The organism is Commensalibacter sp. Nvir, assembly GCF_963921845.1.
Lineage (GTDB): Bacteria > Pseudomonadota > Alphaproteobacteria > Acetobacterales > Acetobacteraceae > Commensalibacter.
The window spans coordinates 17,435-38,323 of sequence record NZ_CAWUGZ010000111.1 but is presented as its reverse complement, the minus strand read 5'-3'; the positions used below and the strand labels follow the sequence as shown (position 1 = coordinate 38,323).

General features: G+C 43.6%; 27 protein-coding genes. 8 read left to right on the top strand and 19 right to left on the bottom strand.

The annotated features are described in order from the left end of the window. Positions 1-244 precede the first annotated feature (244 nt). A complete protein-coding gene (locus AABE15_RS07050; RefSeq protein ID WP_338330584.1) occupies positions 245-1,009 on the bottom strand; it encodes a glycoside hydrolase family 16 protein in 765 nt (254 codons plus the stop codon). A 354-nt stretch (positions 1,010-1,363) separates the two neighbouring features. On the opposite strand from AABE15_RS07050, the gene AABE15_RS07045 reads away from it, so the two are divergent. Further along, a complete protein-coding gene (locus tag AABE15_RS07045) occupies positions 1,364-1,516 on the top strand; it encodes a hypothetical protein (protein WP_338330583.1) in 153 nt (50 codons plus the stop codon). Between the two features lie 141 nt (positions 1,517-1,657). On the opposite strand, the gene AABE15_RS07040 is transcribed toward AABE15_RS07045, so the two are convergent. The 4 genes from AABE15_RS07040 to AABE15_RS07025 form a co-directional block, all read right to left on the bottom strand. After that, positions 1,658-1,825 (bottom strand): hypothetical protein, encoded by a 168-nt coding sequence (locus AABE15_RS07040; RefSeq protein ID WP_338330582.1) that lies wholly within the window; start codon positions 1,823-1,825, stop codon positions 1,658-1,660. Positions 1,826-1,896: 71 nt separating this feature from the next. Beyond that, on the bottom strand, positions 1,897-4,335 hold the full coding sequence (locus AABE15_RS07035) for a hypothetical protein (RefSeq protein WP_338330581.1): 2,439 nt from the start codon (positions 4,333-4,335) through the stop codon (positions 1,897-1,899). Between the two features lie 228 nt (positions 4,336-4,563). Beyond that, entirely contained in the window at positions 4,564-5,115 is a 552-nt protein-coding gene (locus AABE15_RS07030; protein WP_338330580.1) for a hypothetical protein, read from the bottom strand. Further along, positions 5,105-5,515: a hypothetical protein gene (locus tag AABE15_RS07025; protein WP_338330579.1), complete on the bottom strand. Its 411-nt coding sequence runs from the start codon at positions 5,513-5,515 to the stop codon at positions 5,105-5,107. Before AABE15_RS07025 ends, AABE15_RS07030 begins: the two co-directional genes overlap by 11 nt. A gap of 644 nt (positions 5,516-6,159) precedes the next feature. On the opposite strand from AABE15_RS07025, the gene AABE15_RS07020 reads away from it, so the two are divergent. Continuing rightward, the gene (locus tag AABE15_RS07020) at positions 6,160-6,282 is read left to right on the top strand and encodes a hypothetical protein (protein WP_338330578.1); all 123 of its coding nucleotides are present in this window, start codon (positions 6,160-6,162) and stop codon (positions 6,280-6,282) included. 151 nt (positions 6,283-6,433) lie between these two features. On the opposite strand, the gene AABE15_RS07015 is transcribed toward AABE15_RS07020, so the two are convergent. Beyond that, positions 6,434-6,973, bottom strand: coding sequence for a hypothetical protein (locus tag AABE15_RS07015; RefSeq protein WP_338330577.1), 540 nt, complete (start codon positions 6,971-6,973; stop codon positions 6,434-6,436). Between the two features lie 375 nt (positions 6,974-7,348). Next, a complete protein-coding gene (locus AABE15_RS07010; RefSeq protein ID WP_338330576.1) occupies positions 7,349-7,804 on the bottom strand; it encodes a hypothetical protein in 456 nt (151 codons plus the stop codon). A gap of 360 nt (positions 7,805-8,164) precedes the next feature. On the opposite strand from AABE15_RS07010, the gene AABE15_RS07005 reads away from it, so the two are divergent. Next, the gene (locus AABE15_RS07005; protein ID WP_338330575.1) at positions 8,165-8,383 is read left to right on the top strand and encodes a hypothetical protein; all 219 of its coding nucleotides are present in this window, start codon (positions 8,165-8,167) and stop codon (positions 8,381-8,383) included. Positions 8,384-8,635: 252 nt separating this feature from the next. Here AABE15_RS07005 and AABE15_RS09270 read toward each other — a convergent pair whose 3' ends face one another. The 4 genes from AABE15_RS09270 to AABE15_RS06985 are packed head-to-tail and all read right to left on the bottom strand — an operon-like array spanning position 8,636 to position 10,618. Continuing rightward, positions 8,636-9,088, bottom strand: a complete 453-nt coding sequence (locus tag AABE15_RS09270; RefSeq protein ID WP_408870263.1) for a DUF4054 domain-containing protein — start codon at positions 9,086-9,088, stop codon at positions 8,636-8,638. Beyond that, complete coding sequence (locus AABE15_RS06995; protein ID WP_338330573.1) at positions 9,039-9,398, bottom strand: hypothetical protein; 360 nt, start codon at positions 9,396-9,398, stop codon at positions 9,039-9,041. The genes AABE15_RS09270 and AABE15_RS06995 overlap by 50 nt, the downstream gene beginning before the upstream one ends. A 2-nt stretch (positions 9,399-9,400) precedes the next feature. Beyond that, positions 9,401-10,453, bottom strand: coding sequence for a major capsid family protein (locus AABE15_RS06990; protein WP_338330572.1), 1,053 nt, complete (start codon positions 10,451-10,453; stop codon positions 9,401-9,403). A gap of 12 nt (positions 10,454-10,465) precedes the next feature. Beyond that, complete coding sequence (locus AABE15_RS06985) at positions 10,466-10,618, bottom strand: hypothetical protein (RefSeq protein ID WP_338330571.1); 153 nt, start codon at positions 10,616-10,618, stop codon at positions 10,466-10,468. 148 nt (positions 10,619-10,766) lie between these two features. Between AABE15_RS06985 and AABE15_RS06980 the strand changes: the two genes are divergently transcribed. Beyond that, positions 10,767-10,949: a hypothetical protein gene (locus AABE15_RS06980; RefSeq protein ID WP_338330570.1), complete on the top strand. Its 183-nt coding sequence runs from the start codon at positions 10,767-10,769 to the stop codon at positions 10,947-10,949. 10 nt (positions 10,950-10,959) lie between these two features. Here AABE15_RS06980 and AABE15_RS06975 read toward each other — a convergent pair whose 3' ends face one another. Then, positions 10,960-12,294, bottom strand: a complete 1,335-nt coding sequence (locus AABE15_RS06975) for a DUF2213 domain-containing protein (protein ID WP_338330569.1) — start codon at positions 12,292-12,294, stop codon at positions 10,960-10,962. A 96-nt stretch (positions 12,295-12,390) separates the two neighbouring features. On the opposite strand from AABE15_RS06975, the gene AABE15_RS06970 reads away from it, so the two are divergent. Beyond that, complete coding sequence (locus tag AABE15_RS06970; protein WP_338330568.1) at positions 12,391-12,573, top strand: hypothetical protein; 183 nt, start codon at positions 12,391-12,393, stop codon at positions 12,571-12,573. A 655-nt stretch (positions 12,574-13,228) separates the two neighbouring features. On the opposite strand, the gene AABE15_RS06965 is transcribed toward AABE15_RS06970, so the two are convergent. Together AABE15_RS06965 and AABE15_RS06960 are read right to left on the bottom strand one after the other, a co-directional pair. Then, on the bottom strand, positions 13,229-14,746 hold the full coding sequence (locus AABE15_RS06965) for a DUF1073 domain-containing protein (RefSeq protein WP_338330567.1): 1,518 nt from the start codon (positions 14,744-14,746) through the stop codon (positions 13,229-13,231). Between the two features lie 56 nt (positions 14,747-14,802). Continuing rightward, the gene (locus tag AABE15_RS06960; RefSeq protein WP_338330566.1) at positions 14,803-15,258 is read right to left on the bottom strand and encodes a hypothetical protein; all 456 of its coding nucleotides are present in this window, start codon (positions 15,256-15,258) and stop codon (positions 14,803-14,805) included. Between AABE15_RS06960 and AABE15_RS06955 the strand changes: the two genes are divergently transcribed. Genes AABE15_RS06955 through mazF form a run of 3 tightly spaced genes read left to right on the top strand, consistent with a single transcriptional unit; the run spans position 15,251 to position 16,307 of the window. Further along, positions 15,251-15,631 (top strand): hypothetical protein, encoded by a 381-nt coding sequence (locus tag AABE15_RS06955; RefSeq protein WP_338330565.1) that lies wholly within the window; start codon positions 15,251-15,253, stop codon positions 15,629-15,631. The two genes, AABE15_RS06960 and AABE15_RS06955, sit on opposite strands and share 8 nt — an antisense overlap. 35 nt (positions 15,632-15,666) lie before the next feature. Next, complete coding sequence (locus AABE15_RS06950; protein ID WP_338330564.1) at positions 15,667-15,957, top strand: AbrB/MazE/SpoVT family DNA-binding domain-containing protein; 291 nt, start codon at positions 15,667-15,669, stop codon at positions 15,955-15,957. Next, positions 15,957-16,307, top strand: a complete 351-nt coding sequence (gene mazF / locus AABE15_RS06945) for an endoribonuclease MazF (RefSeq protein WP_338330563.1) — start codon at positions 15,957-15,959, stop codon at positions 16,305-16,307. The genes AABE15_RS06950 and mazF overlap by 1 nt, the downstream gene beginning before the upstream one ends. Here mazF and AABE15_RS06940 read toward each other — a convergent pair. From AABE15_RS06940 to AABE15_RS06920, 5 genes are all read right to left on the bottom strand, one after another. Beyond that, entirely contained in the window at positions 16,290-16,433 is a 144-nt protein-coding gene (locus tag AABE15_RS06940) for a hypothetical protein (RefSeq protein WP_338330562.1), read from the bottom strand. The genes mazF and AABE15_RS06940 overlap by 18 nt on opposite strands. 953 nt (positions 16,434-17,386) lie before the next feature. Continuing rightward, positions 17,387-17,755 carry a hypothetical protein gene (locus AABE15_RS06935; protein ID WP_338330561.1) on the bottom strand — a complete coding sequence of 123 codons (369 nt, stop codon included), beginning with the start codon at positions 17,753-17,755 and terminating at the stop codon, positions 17,387-17,389. A gap of 44 nt (positions 17,756-17,799) precedes the next feature. Further along, a complete protein-coding gene (locus AABE15_RS06930) occupies positions 17,800-18,534 on the bottom strand; it encodes an enterotoxin A family protein (protein WP_338330560.1) in 735 nt (244 codons plus the stop codon). A 221-nt stretch (positions 18,535-18,755) separates the two neighbouring features. Beyond that, positions 18,756-19,205 (bottom strand): hypothetical protein, encoded by a 450-nt coding sequence (locus tag AABE15_RS06925; protein ID WP_338330559.1) that lies wholly within the window; start codon positions 19,203-19,205, stop codon positions 18,756-18,758. Between the two features lie 1,222 nt (positions 19,206-20,427). After that, complete coding sequence (locus AABE15_RS06920; RefSeq protein ID WP_338330558.1) at positions 20,428-20,775, bottom strand: hypothetical protein; 348 nt, start codon at positions 20,773-20,775, stop codon at positions 20,428-20,430. Between the last annotated feature and the right edge of the window lie 114 nt (positions 20,776-20,889).

Genomic DNA, 20,889 nt, shown 5'->3' with positions numbered 1-20,889 from the left:
GTGTAGGCTTGGCTTAAACAAAAAGATCGCGTATTGTATCCCCAAAAAACCCCAAAAACAGGGCATTGATCCCCCCGTTGCTTGCGGAAGCCCATTTCACAAAAGGCAATCACACAACCCAGACGATGACACGGTAAAACTATCGTATAAAAGTACGAAAATGCGATTACCTGTCTACCATTGCGATAAAATAATAAAATACAATCGTTATTTTATAAAAAGAAGAAAGGTTTTTACAGGCTTCTTATTGCCAGATACGGACGTAATCAACATATACCGTGCAACTTGCATCCAAAGGTGCCTTACGAATATCCCCCTGAGCAAACGAAATGACTTCGTTGGAAAAAATAGGAAATTCCCGCACTTGGCTGATAAGATTGGCGTCCGTAATGGTTCGTATGATGTTTCCATCAAAGGTAAACAACATTTTATCCGACTGCCAGCTTAGCCCAAGCGTATGATACCACGTATTGTGCAGATTAGGGGCCGCTACGGTTACGGAAGATTGTTTATGATACTGACCATACCCACCCCAATGCAAGGTTACGGCGTACTGGTTTTCGGTACTGAAGCTTTCGATAATATCAATTTCAGAGCCTGTTCGCGCGGTCACATTCGGCCCTTCGGGAAGGCCAACCGCAGATTGCAGCCAAGCGGCTGCAAGATGTCCTATGGTGGGTGGAATGTGCATCCGGCACTCCAACGTACCAAAAGTAAAATCAAATTTACCTTGTGAATCAATCCGACCACCAGAATAAACGGTGTCGCTAATTTTACCCACATCAATGGCAAGGGCATTGTTACCGGTTGCCTTGCGCACATTGCTGGATTTATACCACCATTCAAGGCCACTATTTCCTTTACCACGATCTTGATCACGGGCGGTCCATTTGGTTGTATCCAATTCAGCGGTAGTGAATTCATCGCTAAATACCAGTTTAAGGTTATCGGAATCCGGCAATCCCAGAGGACGCGCATCTTTTGGAGTATTAGGATCAACGAGACTCATAGTCTTTCTCCAGTTTATGTTAATGTAAAAATAGAAAATTAAGATTAGACGCACTACTTTAAGCAGAACGTTCACGCTTCATAACGTGGGTTAAAAACCCCCCATGCACTTTAAGGATAAGTAATTCAGGAAAAATAACGCTGTGAGAGCGCATCCTCTTTCCTATTATGCAGTGTTCATTGAGCGCTAACCCCTCTATTCATCGTCCATGCTGCATCCAAATGGGGTCAATGTGGCGCATGGTTGGCGAAAGTATTTTCCGCCGACTACCAACTTATCCTTTGCCTTTCGCGCCGTACATACCGCGTTCGTATCAATTTATAGATATTTCGAACAATTTTTAGGAGAGGATAAGTGGCAAACTTAGATCCGTACCCTGTTCAACATGGTGGTCTTTCAAGTGTGTATAGACACGTTGACGACCCCCCCTGTGTGTTGAAGGATATGGGAAAACTTGGATTTCTAAGGATCAACGGCATTTTCTATTTTATTATAAAAATGAAATAGCGTTCAATCCGCGGCTCAGCTAAAGAAGATGCCATTGAAATCAAAAAACTCTTTAAACGTTCTTGGGTAATTTCTTGAGTTAAAAGGAGCAACGTATGGGTTGGAAACAATGTATGATACACAGCTTCGTTTGGGTTTAGATCAAAAAACCCCAAGCACGTTCGTAATAAATATATTTAAGTCAATATTGGACGTATTGGATACAATTTTGACTTTTTGACCCACGCATCCGCACAAACAATTGTTAACCAAACCCGCATGTTGGCGAAGCCATTTTATTTTTGCTCGTAATATTTGCTCAAATCCCATGCGACTTCTCAATCCATAAGGTTTCGTTAACTGTCTCTACTAACCCCATAAGGGTCAAGTCGAGCTAAACATCAAAAATCAGACAACGCCACGCGTTTCCACTTGTTGGTAGCCACACAAACGTAATGGTAGTTGGCATCATCGCGGAACTCTCCAGCTGTACAAGGCGCTGAGGAGGAGGATGGGGTGGACAAAGGACTGATCAATTGATGCGCAAAGATGGTTTTCTTGACCGCTAGGGTTTGGTCAATCGTGACATTATGCGGGACGACGACTTGACTGTTCGCATCGACGATCACTCCTAACTGAGTGGTTTTACCTTGACCGGATCCCAGCGCAATGCCGCCTTTGTATCCTGCAGGGTCAAAAATAACCTGTCCCAAAATGGTACATGACCCATCGTTATGGCAATTAGGGGAATCGTTCCATCCCAAATAATGCAAGGGGTCGGTGGAAGGCTGTTTGGTTAACCCCAAATGCAAAGAGTTGTTGGCCTGGCCATCGTTAGACATATAGGAGAACAATTGATACGATCCTTGATTGGTCTTGGCTTGACCCAAGGCGGCAATGGACATCATATCGTTAACATTTTTTAAATATGCATTGCTTGGAAAGGCCCATCGTTGAACGGAAAAACCAGCATCACTCCTAACGGTGTATCCTCCATACGGATTTACACCGTCCACTTTGATCCCAATCGGCATCAGGTTTGATCCCGCCAAACGCATCATATAACTGCCGGTCGCAAAAGGACCCGTTGAATTGCCCCAGGTGAGGGTCAAACCACGGCTATTGACCGCCGCATTGGGATTATTTTTTCGAGGCAACATCCAAAAATCCCATTCGTTATCATACGCACGGGTAATGGAATCCGGTGCGTCAACGTGCGCTTGCATGGCGTAAAGATTAAAATTTTTATTGTTCAATCCTAAAAACAATGCCGGTTGAGCGTAATGGTGGTAATTGGAATTATGCGTAAGCGTTCCGGTTTGCGGATAGGCATAGGTTAAGCGATAATCCAATTGCGGGGTAATCTGGCTCCCATCCGAATTCTTTTGAACGATCGTGTTGCCTTGCTGAACCAAAATAAATCGGGGCGTATTGTGGGCGCCTGTATTAGAGGCCTCCAACGTTCGCCATCCCCCCTTTGCGTCCGCCGTTCCAGGGTAATAACTGGTTTCAACATTCATCCGCGTGTACTGGTTTAGTCGAATGGCTTGTTGCTTTTGCGCGGGCGTCAACGTGGTATCCGCGTTGATGCGATCAATGTTCGCTTGGTTAATCGCAACGACCCCAATCCCGGAATTGTATCCATAGTAATAATTGGGCATATCGACGTTTGCGTCGTCTTCGTTGCTTCCCCCTTCGGTGCTTTGCATCCCGTCGGCAAGATTGGTCCATATAGCCATACGGCTCAGGATCAACGCTTGTTCTTCTAAAGATAAAGCCGGATAAATTAGTGTATACGCTGCACCATAAGCCCCCGGCGTCCCATCTTGACCAAAGCTGACCCCATAGGCGGTTCCATCCCCAGAATAATACAAAACCGATAAAGGGGTTGAAACCGTTAAGGGGGCATTCAGCGTGTTGCCGTCACCCAACTGCATCAGGGTCGTTTGGGTCGTTGGATCGTATGGTCCTGCAGTTACCTTGGTGGTGGTTAAAATTTTTCCTGCGAGGGTAATAACGGATGCACCGCTTAGCTCACAATGCGATTGACCAACACCGACGCCACAGCCAACCATCCCTTTAATCTTAAACTGAGTAGCACCCACAGCAACTGCCGTGGCGGGAAACAATTGAACACCTTTAACGTGATAGGATCCATCGGTGTTTTGAATCAGTTGATTGGCCCCAATGACGTCCAATGGCGAATTGTCCGTCGCCCGCATATCCATGTTAATCCCATCGGATAGGCCTGCACCACTGCGGTTGTTACCTTGTTGTCCCCCCATATCGGTAAATTGATAACAGGACCCGCCCAAATCCCCGCCAGAAATATTTTGGCACGAAGCTTTGATACCAGCAATCGCTGAGCGGTTTGCCCCACCGATCATCAACGTATTGCGTTTTAGGTTTTCCCAATCGTAGCCGTACCCATCGTTACTTAAAAACAAAGTGGGGGTAGTGGACGTGGAATTGTTAACGGAAATATTTTCGTTGGAAACACTCCAATTTTTAGAATTGAAGGCACCCCCACTGCTTAAATTTCCGCTTGTCGTAACGTCCCCATTGAAATGGTAACGATTGCCATAGCGATTATCAGTAAAATAAAAGGTGTTTTTATCTAACAGCTGGTGCGATACGGTATTTGTTCGCGTAGAACGTGACGAATTATAAAAAAATTGTATCGGCTGGTTAGCGCTATCAGCGCTATCCGTAGGAAAGGATATAGTTCGAGTAGTTGGAATAACCACGCTGGCGGTAGAGGATTGCGCCATAAGGCTTTGCTCGGTAAATCCTGTAAAAAAAAGGGATAGCGTTAAAAAGGTTAAAACGTGAGAACGCATTATGAATACTCGGATACATGAAACGCAAAAACACCACATAGAGAGTTTCACTTTACCTTTTTTTACCTGCAAAGAAAGTAAATAAAGCGTTAAAACCCCAAGCATTATCGTATGGCACGCTTACGTTTGCATATAAAATTGAACATCCTTCTGCCCTGCAAACCCGATTTAACCCGCTTAACCTTCCACTAAAATCTAAAAAATACTCGGTTCAATCATCATCCCACTTCACACCATCCTCAAATTTATGGCGCTGTCTTGGGACACGCCAAATTCGGGGGATAGTGAAAAATAGGCTTGTAGGGTGGAACGATCCGCAAATTGCCGCTCACCGGTCACATAGCCCTTAAGCGTAATGGTTTGGCAATACAGGGGCGCTATAGCATGACCATAGCGTTCAAATTGCTCACTCGCCCACGGGTCGTTAAACCGCACCAAAAACGATTTGGCCATCTTTTGCGACGCAATGGTATCACTGCCGTAAAAATCCATTTGTATGGCGCATTCGCTGTAATCGCGCATAATTTTATAGCGCGACGTGTAACGCGTTTCATTTAACGATAAAGACTTTTCATACACAACTTGCAGTAAAATAAACGGAGGTTTGGGCGAGGCAACCCGGTTTAGCTGCCCTTTAAGGATGGTGAGCGGTATTCCCGATAAAGGAACGGCTTTGCGAAGAAAACGTTCAATGTCCTCATACAGCAGCTGCGTATCCGCTTGACGTAACTTCATCGCGTCGTCGTGGTTTAAGCTTTTCATACTGCGTTCAGTGGACATAATCGTCGACCTTTGCGTCATCTTCCAGAGGAGGGTCTAGCTGAGCTTGTACCAACACTTTGCACCAGTGCGAATTTTCCCAACTTTCCAAACGTTGCACCACCAGCCATCGCCTTCCCATAAATTCTAATATATCGCCCCCTTTGCCCAAGAACCGATCCACACCAAACAAAGGGACAGGGGAATAAACGAGCTTTAGTTCCCCTTGTTGATTGAGGTAATCTTTCTGGGCTAGCATCTCACTTTTGGCCGATTGGACTTGAATTTCAATCGGCTCAGGATCCTCGTATTCAGGCGCGGCTAAGGACGGCGTGAAAGAGGATTTCGCACGACATAACACCCCTTGAACATTAGGATAAAGCCGATGAAGGGCGCCGCAAATAATCTCAAAACACTTCATTTTTTTTCCTCTAAGCGATGACCTACCCCCCATTAGGGTACCTTTTTGGCCAATCAAGCAATGGAACAGAGTTGGAAATAGAGTAAGAACACACCGTGCAGAAATCCTAGGGATTGTGTTTCTAAAGAACGAACCCTTAACTGATATACGTTAGCCACAAACAATGTTCTTAAAACAGCCTCATTCTAAAGCGATGGGGATTCTTGCTTGGCTTTACGTTCAAGGGGGAAGCTACACGTTGCCAAAGATTAAAATTGGGGAAGCCTCGTATTAGAGCATAGAGTGCAAACCTATGGAGAACTGTTACCTATAAAGTAGCCCTAATCCCAGGATAATTCATGGATCCAAAACATATATTAAAAATTTAGCTTTCTCTAGAATGCATCCATCAAGACATAACAGCCTAGAACGTAGGCATATGTATCGTAATCGCGCTTTTTTCATGGGAAAACTTTTTACCGATCGCTTCTGCGCAAGTAAATGGGAGGTTTGGCTGCGTTGAATTAAAATTAAAAACTGTTCGTTTTGGCATTTTTTGGATTGCCGTAAACGTTCACCTGCCCATTCCCTATAATTCCATCAAGAAATCAACACTATTCCTCTAACCACTACGCTTATAGGGAAACATAAAATGGAATAAACCCGTGCCTATTTTCTCTGATGAAACGTTTGCGTGCGAACCGATGCGTAACGGTAAAAGCGTACGCGCTGCAAGCGGCACAGTTTCGTTCAATCGTTTATTTATACAATCAACCCAAGCGGTGTAGGTCAGGGTCAAGCACAAGCGATGAAAGTTACAACGCCCCTATTGTTTTACAGGTTTACGTTAGTAACATGCCCTCGCTTTGACAAAATGAATCCATACATTTACCAGGATCATACTCAAACTCTGCATGGATACCGTTTCCAAAAATGTACTTAACGCTCGTGCACCTGCCACGTTAACGCGTGACTTAACCGTTCGTCCAGCGCTGCAAGGGCTGGATCTTCGGACTCATGATGGTTCATCAACTGTTGGCGTAGGTCATGAACCACCTGGTCCCCCAGCTGCATGAGCGCACGGGTCCCATTAAATCGAGATTCCTTAAGGTAACGCACAAACGCTCGTTTCCATTGCGATTCACACGCAGAAATAGCGGTGCGAAAAAAAAACTTTGCGGGGATAAGCAAGGATTTGCGCACCGACCACGTTGCCTGACCGACTGCCCCTGAGGTATGAAACTGTGCTGAAATGGGAACATGAGAAGAAAGATCAGAAGCGTTAGAAGGGTTTGGTAAAGGGGTATCCGTCCATCCCCCATATTCTCTAAGTTGCGCCAGTTGCTGAAGCGAAGGATCTTTGGCATGGGTTGAAGAATCAGCCTCATTAAAACCAATGTTCAACGTCAATACAGACGCATGGGGGGTAAGGGTATTTAAAAGAGCTTGCGCAAATTTATTCCCTGAAAAACTTGCCATTTTCGTATTCCCTCGCCTTCCTGGGCGCCGTCGCTTTTAAAAATACATCCATCAAAACATATTGTCCTCACGCAAAAGCTTACCTCTGCATTTCCTTCATGCCTGAGGTTTAACGCAAGCGATGTTTATGACAAAAATTGCTCCGGCATTTAGTCAAAGGGTCCAAAACTCCTCCCCCTAACGCGTTGGGACAACCACGGATCATTTTAATGCAAATCACTGGTGTGACCTTATCAAGGGAAGATGCGATACCAAAGCTTTACTACCAAAGCCTTGATTTCGCATGAGAAATTGTAATCGAAACCCGTGTGGACCCACCCTTTTGTATAGGGGATGTCTCCGTATTTTAAGCTTTGAATGGCTTTCCTTGCTAGGCTACGCATCTTGCGTATCGGAAACAAAAACCGAGCCATTTTGCAAGGCTAGCCACTCTGGATTCATGCTTAAAAATCCTGACCAAAACGAACGGGGAACGCGCGTAAAGCCTATACTGCCATAAGATTGAAGCGCAGACCGTTTAGGCATGTCGTTTGACCCGAGCAGCAAGAGAGACTGGCCATTGTAACGAATGACCAACCCATTGGGGTGTTTACATCCAATCACCAGCTCGCCCGTTTCTAAAGATAAGCTCGGATCGCATGGTGTAGGTTCTGGTGAAATTCCTCCTGAAGTTCCCTTTCCTCGTCCTCGTTCCATTCCTGTAGCAGGTGCAGAATCTCTTGCTCCGTTATTTTGTTCACGGTTAGCGAGGTTATCGGATTCACTTGAGAAATTATCTGCGTTTGAATAGATTTTTTCTTCATGATTGGAGTGTCCTTTTGATGTACACATGGAAATATAGACCTCTGAAATAGAAATAGATGTAGAAACCGAAACCCACACCGAGTCGAAGTACGTACCATGCGCAACACGAATGTTACGCTTATAGAAGCATCAAGAATTGTTGAAATCACTTGGTGTTCAAATCCGCCGTATAAGGAAGGCTGCGACCATCTGAATCGCCCCATGGTGTAACCATAAAATTATTTAAAATCAATTTGTTATATGGTTATCTTCATGTAATAACGCAACGAACATAGATCATGAATACGCACATGGAATGGTAACATTATGGATAATGCAACGCTTAATCCTTCATCGACGAATAACCCTTTGCTCAGGGTTAGAAGCGGTTTTACGTAAACCCCTTGCATGATATTTTTGAAAGGGATTGACGTTGAACATACTGGAATTTTAAGCCATTCATCCATCGTCTTTATTGAACAGGACAGCAGAGCTGATAAAGAGGCAAGAGGCGCTTTAACCTTTCTTTTACCAGGGCAAGGGCGTGTCTTTTCAACGGCTAACCGACATACAATTCAAATCTTTTCGGCATCCTCTTCCATCAATCAGAGCATCAACTATGAATAGAACGCAAAAGATGGTGCGGTATTTACCCGAAAGCGCCCAGAATTCCTCTCCATAACGCGTTTAGAATAACCATAGATCAATCTTATACAAACCACTGGTCTGACCATTTAGGGAAAAATGCGATACCGAGGATCAGGGATGGGTTGAATGTAAAACGTGCTGCGGTATTTACCCGAAAGCGCCTAGAATTCCTCTCCATAACGCGTTTAGAATAACCATAGATCAATCTTATACAAACCATTGGTGTCCCATTTAGGGAAAAATGCGGTACCGAGGATCAGTGATGGGTTGAATGTAAAACGTGCTGCGGTATTTACGCGAAAGCGCCCAGAATTCTTGCCCATAACGCGTTTGGGATAACCATGGATCAATCTTGTGCAAACCACTGGTGTCCACTGAAAGCGAGAGCGAGCCTTCCGTTACCCGTTGCAAGGGCCCCAAGAGGGTATCCCCCCCTTGGGCTTGTTTTTGCAGGCAAACCCAATGCGCAATCAACAGGTAATACAGAATTTTCCGTGCGGTGGGACAACCCACCACGCTGCGCGTTCCTGGCGTAAAATAAAGGGCGGCACGCGTTGCCAACGCGGCGACCTGATGGGGTGGGAAGGCGTTTTCCAGTTCGGGAAAACTGGCCACCCACTCTGACCAATCGAACTCAGACGGCTTGACCGGCGGCGATACGTTGGACGTTGTGGGGTAAGTCATCGTTACTGATCCTCTCCAACCCATGTTTGACACCGGTCTTTTCTTTGGCCTCATCCAAAGCGTCTTGTTTTTTTTCTGAGGCGAAAATTAAGCCTTTAAGAACGGGTTCATACGTTTGATGTTCGGCCAGCCACGCTTGCCAAAATTCTCTTGGCACTTTGGTCAAACCCACCGCCTGGGGATCCGGGGTAAAGCTCAACCGTTCGATATATTTGCTATGCATAATGCCGTTCAGTCGAATACGTTTACCCTTGACATCCAAATACAGTCCGTGCAGCAATTTACAGCTTACGATAACGTCATCGGACATGATTAAACCCCCAGCATTTGAGCAACCAAAACCGGCCGTGTGAGAATAGTTCCCCAGGCACCTTGGGTTAATTTTTCTTTGTAAGACGACAATTCACGAACCACCCCATGGCTGCGTAATTTTTCAGAAAATGCACAGGTAAACGTATCCACCCCGCCATAGGATTCAACGAACAATTGCACCAACTCTCCCGCGGCTGTGGACAGCTGTGGGGCACTGAAATGCACCAAGTTCGGAAACGCATCCTTAATGTATTTCATGGCCGAAATACCGTATTCATTGGGTCTTAAAAAATACGCCTGCGAGATATTCGAAAGAACCAATTTTAAGGGGGAATTCATGCTGACCGCATTATCCAAATTGACCACACCCTTGGTTTGCGTGGTAAGCTGAGTATACAACGTTTGGATGTCGTCAAAAATTTCCAGAGCCGTAGCATTTTTCCACGAATTGCCACCGGCTTTTTTGCTGCCTGGTGTAATAGCGGCAGGTAAATTCGGATCGTTTAACGCACCGTAATTTTGCAAAAATTGTTGACCAAAAAAATAATTATTGTTTTGCCAAATATTTAAGGTCGTTGCCCCAGCCAGCCGCTGCCGTGCGGGAAGATCAATATTGGCCAGCCCGGCACGGCCAATTTCACGATCCCCATAATGCACCAAGGTTTGTACCAAAAATTGCTGACGACTAGGAAATTCTGCGTTAATGGACGTGGATCCCCCATTGCTAAAATCGCCATAGGCTTGCGTGGTTCCCCCTGGTTCCACCACAACGAATTTCATATCGTCGTGCAACCAGTCGCCTTTTTTAGCTTCGCCATAAATCTCGGCTGCTTTTAGGGGGGCAATTAAAATATCAATTAACTGCGGGTCAATAAACGTAGTTAAGATGCTGGGGATACCATTGTTGGCACTCGTTATCGGCTGAAACGAGGCATCGTTCACCAATGCTTCGGACAGATACGCTTGCGCCTGAGGAAAATGGATACCATATTCTTGCGCCAACAGCATGGAATCCTGTGACCAGCTTTTGGGCTGAAAAAATTGCAGTTTCATTAAATTGCTTCCTTAAATCCATGCCGAGATTGAAACGACATCCCCTACATTGCCCGACGCAGTATAGGTATAATGGGTGGTAACGGCCCCTTTGGTTGCCGCGTTGCTGAGGGCACCGGTCGTGGGATCGGCATACACCTCGTCCCCGCGTTTAACCGCCCCCACGTCCTCGGTCAGGACAACAAGAAATTCGCCTTTTGCATACGCGGTCACCATAACCCCTTGCGGGATAGTATTGGAAACCACGGCTTGCCAGGACGTAATCACCCCGTTCCATTCTCTGGCCACAAACCCTACGGGCGAGCCGCTTCCTTTGTTGACCAGGGCTGGCGTCGTCGAATACGTGGTTTCATCCACCCACACAAACGACCCTACCTTTACGCCACCCGTACCCGTTGGATACATTCCGTCGCTACCTAAAACGGAAACATGGGGATTGGCTGAAGCGAAATCCCCATGCCATCCCTGGGCGATCCCCATATTTACTTTTGCTTGAAAGTCCATTATTAAATTCTCCGTAATCGTGTGGAACCAATCCGTTCAAAATCGTTCTGCCGATAGGATTGGCGATCCCCAACCCTGGCGTGAGGCTGCTTTTGATTCAGCAGCTGTTTAACCATAAATTTTAATCCTTCAATGCCGACATCATCCGGTACGGCTTGACCCAGTGCCGATTCAAGGGACGAACGGAGGATTTCTTCGGCACTATCGCATGCCATTGCCCAATCGTTGCCGACCAACGGACGAATCAAAAGCCGAGCTTCTTCAATCCCCCTTAACCGTGCAAGCACCCGGGCTTCGGCGCGCTTTTCTATAGAGATTGAATCCTCTGCTATCGCCCCATCCGCGGCGGGGAGTTTATCTTGTTGACGCGTTTTAGGCTGGGCTTTAGGACTGCGAGAGGGGTCCCCCTGGGAAGGGGCATCGGAAGCTTGCGATGACAGTGCAGGATCGACAGAGGCTTGCAGAGGTAAAGGATCGTTAAGCGTATATAGAGGATCTTCATCCCGTAGGTCAGAGAGTGCTGGATTGCTCAGTATATCTTGCAAGCACGCGTTAATCGCATCAAGTTGATCATCGCTAATCCATTCGCTTTGATTGCAAAGCGCTACCATGATGGGAATAAATCCCATTTTACTTACGCCATTGGCGGTTTGAATGGATTGGGACAACGCATCGCCCATCGCATCGTTTGTAACCCCTTGATTGAGCAAGGTGCATAAGGCGTCCCGTACGCGTAGGCCTAGGGGATTTAAAATTTGCTGGTGTTGCATAGAATTTAATAACCTTTCATCGGAAACTCGGACATCATGGCCGGCACGGCCTTCTTCAACCAAAGCGATATGATCCACATAAATATGAGTCATAATGCCATCATAGGGTTCGCCATTCACGTTACCCGGGGTCATCAGGGGTACAAACGCATACGAAGCCGAAAGCTCTTTTTGTCGATTGTCTTTAATGGCCTGGATATAATCCCCATCCCAAATGGTGATGGAACATTGAACGTAGGGTGGATCAAACTGCGGATCGGAACCCGTCGTGCCGATGACTTTGGAATTATCCAAATGATCGGCATCCGCAGCTTTGTGAACGTACAAAATCGGACGTTCCTTAAACGAAGGCAAAGCCTGTTGCAACGCGTCAGGCGAACGATAAAACCGATAGCGTTGGCGTGCGTTCAAGCCATATTTTTGGTAGTTACTGATTTCAAAACCGTAATATTCACAAACATTGGCTTTGGTCAGATTCGTATTCTCAACCCGCAAATGCCCGTTCCATTCCTCAAAACGCATGGAGGCAGAATCAAATGCTAACATTGTATGAATAGGCATCGTCATGAGAACCCTTTATAAAACGTAAACCGAGATTATTGATGGTGCGGGGACAAGGTTGCTTAACGTTGGCTTTTAAACCCATAACCACCCCGAAAACACATGACGAAACGCTCTACGTCTTTACGAGGTGCCTCAAAATGTTTTCAAGAGCGTAAACAGAAAAATCATTTATACGATGCGGAAAGGGTTAACGCTGACAGTGTAACCAACATCGAAGTTCTTTATGACCCTCATCGGATGCAAGAGCCTTTAGGCGTTTATAAAAATCTCTTAGAAGCGTAAACTGAACGATCGTTTCATTGCCCAAGAGTTTGGCGTTAACCGTTAACGCAGCCCCCTTGATTGCAAAGCATTTGTGGGTAGGTATGATTTGTATTATTTTTGCAAAAAAACATTGAAGGGGCTTAAAAAGGAAAATGTTTTGTTAAAGAGAACGTGTGAAGACCTATCGTCTCTTTGAAATTATCTAATCAAAAGCCCTAGATTTTTCTTGCGAAGGGGTATCTTCCTCAAATATTTTTTAAGAAACTGTATAAAAACCGTTTTAAAGAGCCCGATAAACACAATTGTTTGACGTCGACGTTTAAACCGATATTCCCTACCCTTAAAAATATATAACCAAGCGCTCGACCTCTTAGCAATGTGCCGCGAAATGCTTTTTAAAAAGGTGCATAGGAAAAACTTTTGATAAAACGCAGTAAACACAGCCATTTGACGTCGACGTTTAAACCGACATTCCCCCCCCCTAAAAACATATCACTAAGCGCTCGATCTCTTAGCAATGTGCCGCGAAATGCTTTTTAAAAAGGTGCATAGGAAAAACTTTCAACAAACGCAGTAAACACAGCCATTTGACGCCGACGTTTAAACCGATATTCCCCACCCTTAACCAACCCGATTTGAAACCTCGGATCCTTTTAAAGGGAGGGTAGATGCCTCACGATGTTTTTTGAGAAGCCGAACGGGAAGATTTTTTTTGAGTGGACGGCGAAGATGACCGCTTTGAGCGAGCGTTCGCAGGGGGATCAACCCCATAGAGTAAGGGCGCATGTGCCGGATTGGTTAAGCTTTTTCTCGCTTCATCCGGTGAAAGAATACGCGATTGAACCAACTTACCCAACGTTTGCGATTGATTGACGCGAATTTTGGATTGCTCCACCCCATCCAATTGCCATAACGAAGAAAAATAAAAATCCAAAGTGGGCTCAGTCTCGCTAAAAAGATGCAACTGTATTAACTCCAAAATCTTACTTAGAATTGGCTTGAGATGCGCCTCTTGAAGCGCAGAAATTTTATCGTAAAAACAGCGTATTTCCCCATCCGAGGAAGCATTTAACCCCGACGGGGTGATCCCCAGCAATTTAACCAAAGGAATACCGGCAATGGCGGCCATATGCTCTTGCGATTGGGCCTGCAACTTATCCAAACCGTTCAGCGATACCGAAACATTGATTAAATCTTCGGTCTCTTTATCAACAATTTGCAAGCCGCGATTGTCGCGATACGCCGCCATCAGTTCGGCGCGCTTGCTGAGCTCTTCACACCCAGGGCTCAACAATTGTGAAAGGTCCGTTTTCAACACCATGGTGGAAAAAGACTTAATCAAATCAGAGACCGATTGTCGAGTGCGTAGCCAATTGTCCACATAAGGTTTGCACATAAACGCAAACGGTATGCCACCAAAATTATACGCGGGTTTTAACAGGTCGGGTACCGGTTGGGTGACCAACGTTAACAAACGCGATTGATGAATTTGTTGTCCCAATACCCACCAGAGGGAGGGTTTATAAAAATCATCGCTTAAGGGGTCTTGGGCATTATACGCCACCGGCGTCACCCAATTGGGATTGATCAATCGAAACCCTTTGAGCTCTCCTTTTTTAATTTTTTTGGAACTCAGGTACAACGGGGCTGCTTTTTCTTCCTCATCCTGGCGTGCCGTTTCCAAATCAATATAAAGATGCGCTAGACCAAAATACCCCTCCGTACACAACATTTTACGGAGTAGCCCTTGTACATCCAACCGTCTAAGCTCGGCGTTGATCTGTTCTATTTTATCAAAAGAACTCTCTTTAGGAGGGGTCAGTTCAATCCATTCTCGGGTTGCTTCTTCGGCTCGGGTCTCAACGATTAACCGATACTCCCCCCTTAAGGACAATTGCGAGAGATAGGGATACCCTGGAAAGCCAATCCCCTCTTCAAATAACGTGGTTAGAGGATTATTGGTCAAATTATAATTGCCAAACGCGCCGATGGTTTGATCGTTAACAAGGATCGGTTCCGTTCCCTCGCCCACCACGCCTGGCAATGGAGCATACGTTCGAAACAACCCAACATTTTGAGGATGATGGGCGCCCTCTACAGGGTGGGGTACCGTTTGAAATAATTTTTTCTTTTTTGAGGACATACGTTCTCTCTTACTTTTACCCACACAAGGGGTATCGTTTAACGCCATCAAATGCCAGAATAGGGTTTATGACCGGATTTCATACACCCCAGCCAGCCCGCAGGTTATTCAATCGTCTCGATACCCACGATGGAGGCAGCCAAAACCAAAGTAGGGTTTATGAACGGATTGCATACATCCCAGCCAGCCCGCAGGTTATTAAATCGTCTCGATACGCAGGATGGGGATAGCCAAACACCAAAGTAGGGTTTACGAACGGATTGCATACATCCCAACCAGCCCACAGGTTTATTAAATCGTCTTGATACCCAGGATGGGGATAGCCAAAGGAATTCCGTTGTTCGAAAGAGCGGTCGGTATTTTTCTAGCATTAATCCAGGCGTCTGGTTTAAAAATTCAAGCCACACTCGGGCATACATTTCATTAAACCATACGATAAAAAACCCGCCGTTTTGCAATGCGAAAAAGACGTACAAGCTCCTTATTTTATTGGCAGCGCTTTGATCCCATAAAGCGTAAAGGCAACCTATCGGAGGGATCAAAAGCCTTTGAATGGTCACGAAAGACTTAGGTATCCATTCCCCTATTTTATCGCCTCATAATGCGCCCTTTGCATACACCAAAACCAAGCGTTTAAACATCGTTATACCGCACTATACCCTGTGCATAAGGGATACGCGTCTGCGATGCCTATTTTTACGACGCGTGACGATACATTCAGAACGATCGTGTAGCGTTTTACCATCCCCTTCAACGTTAGCGTCAAGCGTTGCACCCCCATACCCGCTGCAACCTTTATCCTTGTTCATAGAGTTAACCCTGCGTCCAGCATTTTCAGCACCCCGTATTCAAGCGGGGCAACAATTGCCATCGTCCCGTGGTTTTGTTCACCGATTTGACGTAAGGTTTGAAAAAAAATCTGCTCTCCATTAAAAAAAAGCGATCAACGCGAAAACATCTGTTCAAACATGGGTAGAATTGTTGTATTGTATATACAACGTCGATACAAAAGGGACTACAAAATGAAAATCATCGTTAAAAAATGGGGGAATAGCGCTTCCGTAAGGATTCCAGCCTCCGTAATGGCGGCGACCAACCTGTCTATTGATGAAAAAGTAGACATTCGTGAAGAAAAAGGTCGCATTATTATTGAACCGATTCGAGAAGACAAACTGGCCTCGTTGGTTGCGAATATTACCACCGATAATTTGCATGACGAAGTGAGCTTTGGCTCCGCATTGGGGGAGGAGGCCTTCTAATGGAAAAAATTAAAAGAAAAAAATACATTCCCGATGCAGGCGATATCGTCTGGTTGCATTTTGACCCACAAGCGGGGCATGAACAGGCAGGGCACCGGCCGGCCTTGGTGTTGAGCTCGAGTGTATACAACAGTCGCACGAACCTGATGCTCTGCTGCCCCATTACCTCTCAGATCAAGGGCTATCCGTTTGAGGTTCTTCTTTCGGATGACAAAAAAAGTGCGGTTCTTGCGGATCAAGTCAAAAGCCTCGATTGGTCAGTACGCAACGCCGTGTTAAAAGGCAAAGCTACCAAATCTGAATTATCCGAAGTCAGAAAAAAAGCCGCTATATTAATTGGAAATCCATAATTCTACAGCATCCCGCTGTGATTCACTGCAAGCATAGCCCAACGCAATCTTTTCATAACGTTGGGCTATGGCTTTGGTGTAAGCGTTAACCATTGTGGCAAAAGCTGGATATTTGTGGTGTTTCATCTTAATGAAACGAAAAAATTGCGCTAAAAAAACATTGCATCCACGGCGCTGAAATAAAGTTGAAACTTTATTTGTGCTTAACTTACTATCACCAACCAAGCCCCAACGCGTGTGGCTTCAATGGAACCGTTTTTTAAACGCAATGAAATGCCTAAGAATAGATTATGTTCTGCACAGCTTTAAAAGATAAGCTATAAATATTAAAACCATACTGCTCCCCCTATTGCACAATCTTTAGGATAGCCCCACGCTCGTAAAATGAGCCTATCGTGAATCTATGGTCCTGATGGGTTACAAGCAAAACGATAAATCCTGTAACATACGGTAAACGGCCAAAACAATGCATTGTTTTTATTTGCAACCTTGGACAACTTGCCATATTGAACCAAAACCCAACGGAATGCGCACTTTATAGCAAGCGTCGAACGGTTTTTCCGTACTGAACAAAACGAGCACGGTTCACAACAGGGTGCGTGCATGGATAAGCCGAAGCGCCCATCTATTGCCTATCATCCAATAGGGTTGTAAAAACCTACCTCGGTTAACGCGCCCTACTCTTTTGCATACCCAACCCGCGTTTCAAATCGTATTTATGAGCTTTCTAGTACTTTGGGCAAAAAAAAAGCGGTTTAAAAAACGCTTTTACATTTTGTGATTTATTTTCCCATGAACGGACTTGCTTTTGCATAAAGTCAATGTGCTTTTAAGCCATATGGTTGTTGTGAAGTCTATGAGGCTCATAATGCTAAAAAACCATGATCCACTCGCATTTAACGTCTAAATGCCTCAATGTTGCTCTTGTAAACTGTTTAAGGGACAGGCGGATGGGGTGTATTTATCCTTTAGTAAAATTATCTGAGTAATACGTGTTGCGCAATATCTTATCGTTCGTGCCAAGCATTCCCTAGGAGTAAAAACGGACGCATAACTTAAAAATTTCGTTGATCCTTTAATCAACTGCGTTGTAAGGCGAATTTATGGATCCAATAGCGCGTAGTACCTGAAGAATCCTTTGCCGTTGCGTAGCAAAAAGTAACGGGAGTACCCGAAAAATAGGCTGCAAGTTCCAAAGGCTCGACCAAGGCGTTTGACATAGAATCGTCATTTATTCCATTAAAATAGTTCACTTCATTAAGATTATTATCTAACCTGCTCACATATAATCTTCCTACAGTGGGATTGTACCCCACTGCATCAAAGCGTATACCACTAACGATTTGATCGCTTCCACAATCCGTAATTTTAGCATAGCTTATCGTATTGAAGGCAGCAAACGAAAGCAAAGCACATGTCAGTGCTAACGCGTAGTTTTTTTTAAACATAGTAGTCTCCCATTACCTATTAAAAACATTAACTCTTTAAGGAATTATTCTGAAGAAGAGGAATAATAAACTGGACTTCCCGAGGCAGTGATTGTTGAAGAGGTCCACGACCCATTCGATTCATCATCGGTTTCCATTGAAGCGCTATGATTACTTCCAAACGCCATAAATACAGGGCGATTTTCTATCGGCAAATCAGCTGATGCGGTATAGGGTTCAGTATTGGTTTCCGTTTGACGATCCAAAAAATTTGGATTTGCATAGTACCCTCGAAATTCTACTTCTTGGGTAACGGGATTACGATAGTACCACTCAGCACCTCTGATTTGATCACCACGAATTCCTCCAACGGCAAAATATTCTTCTTCGCGCGTTAACATGTCTTCAAACTCAATAGCTAAACTTACCTGTTGGCGTTCGGCGATGTAATGCATTGTTTCATCAGCAGAATAAAAATTCTGGTCAGGTTCGATATCATAAATATAATAATTGCTTCCTGACTGAATTTGGGATTCCATAAAATTTTGGGCTTCATCACCATTTACAGTGGTTGAAATAAACGCTGAATCCCTGGTACGATTTGCGGAGGGTACCCCACTCGACCACCCGGTTAGGTGCATTTCAACGTTTATATTCGTTCCATGAGGCTGAAAACCCGATGCGAACACCACTTCCGGAGCTCTGTCATCAACTCGGTAAACCGTTGAATACGCATCCGCTGCAAACGTTATGGGGGTTGCGAAAAAAAAAAAGGATAATAACAATAAAATTTTACGCATAAGGTAAAACTCCGTAAAATCAAAATGAGCAGAAGACCCTTACACAGAATAAAAAGATAGAAGCGATTGACTCAATCGCTTTCCTAATATCCTTTCATAATGTGTCAACGGATCTGATCTTGTAAAATTAATGTTTATGAAACACATTGGTTTCAAACGAATTCTATCTAGGGGATGCAAAGCATTCGCATCAAAGAATTATCGTAAACTTGACAATAAAATCATTTAGACGTTGTATTAATTTTTTTATTTTGAGAAAAACCTAATGGGTTAACTTTTTTTTTCGATATAAGCGGGCCAAAGCTATCTGTATCAATTTCTTGTATCCAATAACGAGAATTACCCGAAGAATCTTTTGCTTGAGTATAACAAATATCAACAGCATAATTCGTTAAATATGCAGTAATTTCTATAGGTTGAACCAAAGCATTGGACATGGATTGTTTGTCTATTCCATTGTAAAAATTGGTGTCAACACCATTCAGGTTCGTACTTAAAAACATTAGTTCTGATGCAGGCTCGTAACCAATGCTATTAATAAGGGTACCCGTAATCTCCGTTTGACCTGACCCGTCTGGACAACCGTATATCCGAGCGTAACTCTGTGTATTAAAGGCAGAAAAAGAAAGCAAAGCACATGTCAGTACAAACGCGTGAGTTTTTTTAAACATAGCAGTTTCCTAATGTAACGTTTTATAAATAATAAGGTAAAGAAAGTAAATTTGACTTAAGTGAAAAGTATTTTTCGAATGATTTTCAACTTATTTAAATGTAATTTAATCAAAATAATTTTTTCATTCTAAGATAAAGCAAATGTATTCAGCGATGCAAAATCACTATAAGCATGAAGAGTTTTGTCGTGTATTGTTGAATGAAAATGAAACCCTTTCATCATTTCCAAGATTTCAAATCTCAATACAAAATTTTTATGTATTACGAAAGGGTAAGAGGCTAGAAAAAGATTCTATTTTCATTTGCTTATCCCTCTCTTGGATTGGATAAGGTTTCCCAATAGAATAATAGCTGGATTGCAATAATTCCACAAAACACTTCTATCACCGTCAAAGGATTTTTTAAAAAAAAGTAGGTCTATTCCTCAGCTATCACCCAAGAAAGCAGCAGAGATAAAATTGCCTATTCAAAATTTATTATAAAGATCCCTACGTATTCAAACAAAATTACAGTCCTTCGTGTATCTGACTTGATACATGTCATCCCCAATCCCTCCACCTTGAATAGGAGGGTCTATGAAACTAGAGGGCATAATGATTATCCAAACTCAGATAAAATTGAAGTTCGTGCAACATCCAGGACAAACGCTGATGCGCTCTGACCACCCGCTAAGATACAATTGCGATAGAAATTTGTTTAAAATCATTAAACATTACCAAAAAAACAACAATCCATTGTTGGATGAAACACTATATTTTTCATAGTGATTGGGACGACTGAGCAAAGCGATTAAAAAGCACAAATAAAATAATATGCGTAAGATAAAAAATCTCTACCATTAAAACAATTTACAAAATGTTAAACCGTTTAAAATAAATCGTTTACCAACTCGTTTTATAAATCCTAACTATTTTAGTAATGCGCTCACTTATTCCTATTCAATATTTAGGGTCATTTTTATCTATTTGACCTTCATGACGCAAATTGTACAATCAGACGATCGACATGAAATTATATTGATGAAATAAATTAGTCTTGCCACAAAATTTTTATAAGATTCCAACCTATTTCTGTAAATTTCATGATGACTTTATGTATCCTTTAACCTAAAGTCATTCGCATTGCATCAATGTCTTTCGGGGATATAAGTATTTTATAAGAATGTATCTGTTAAGTCAGTATTGAAAATATTTAAACAAAACTAAAAGGTATGAACAATTGTTATTTATCTTTTTGAAGGGAAAAATTAGTTAGATCAGAACCGCCTTCCGAATTGGTTATAGTACAAGAAGCAACTGGAGTACCCGATGTAAATGCTGCGACTAACAAAGGTTGAATCACCGCCTGTACCATCGATGAACTCGTCACTTTATTCATTACATTATCACCACCAATTTGTGCAGTTATACTGCTTGAATCTGGTTTATACCCTATTCCATAAACATGTTCATTATACCCAAAATCTTGCCCCTTCGGACATTCCGTAAGTTTGGCATAGCTCAATGTATTAAAGGCAGTTAAAGAGAATAAAGCGGATAACAATGCCACTGCATATTTTTTTTTAAACATAGTAGTCTCCTATGAAATATTTTATAAAATAGTATCAATAAAAAAGAAATCGGACGCGATTATGACTATTCCTCTGATTTTCTGGACGCGTCGAAACCAAAACTTATTTATAGG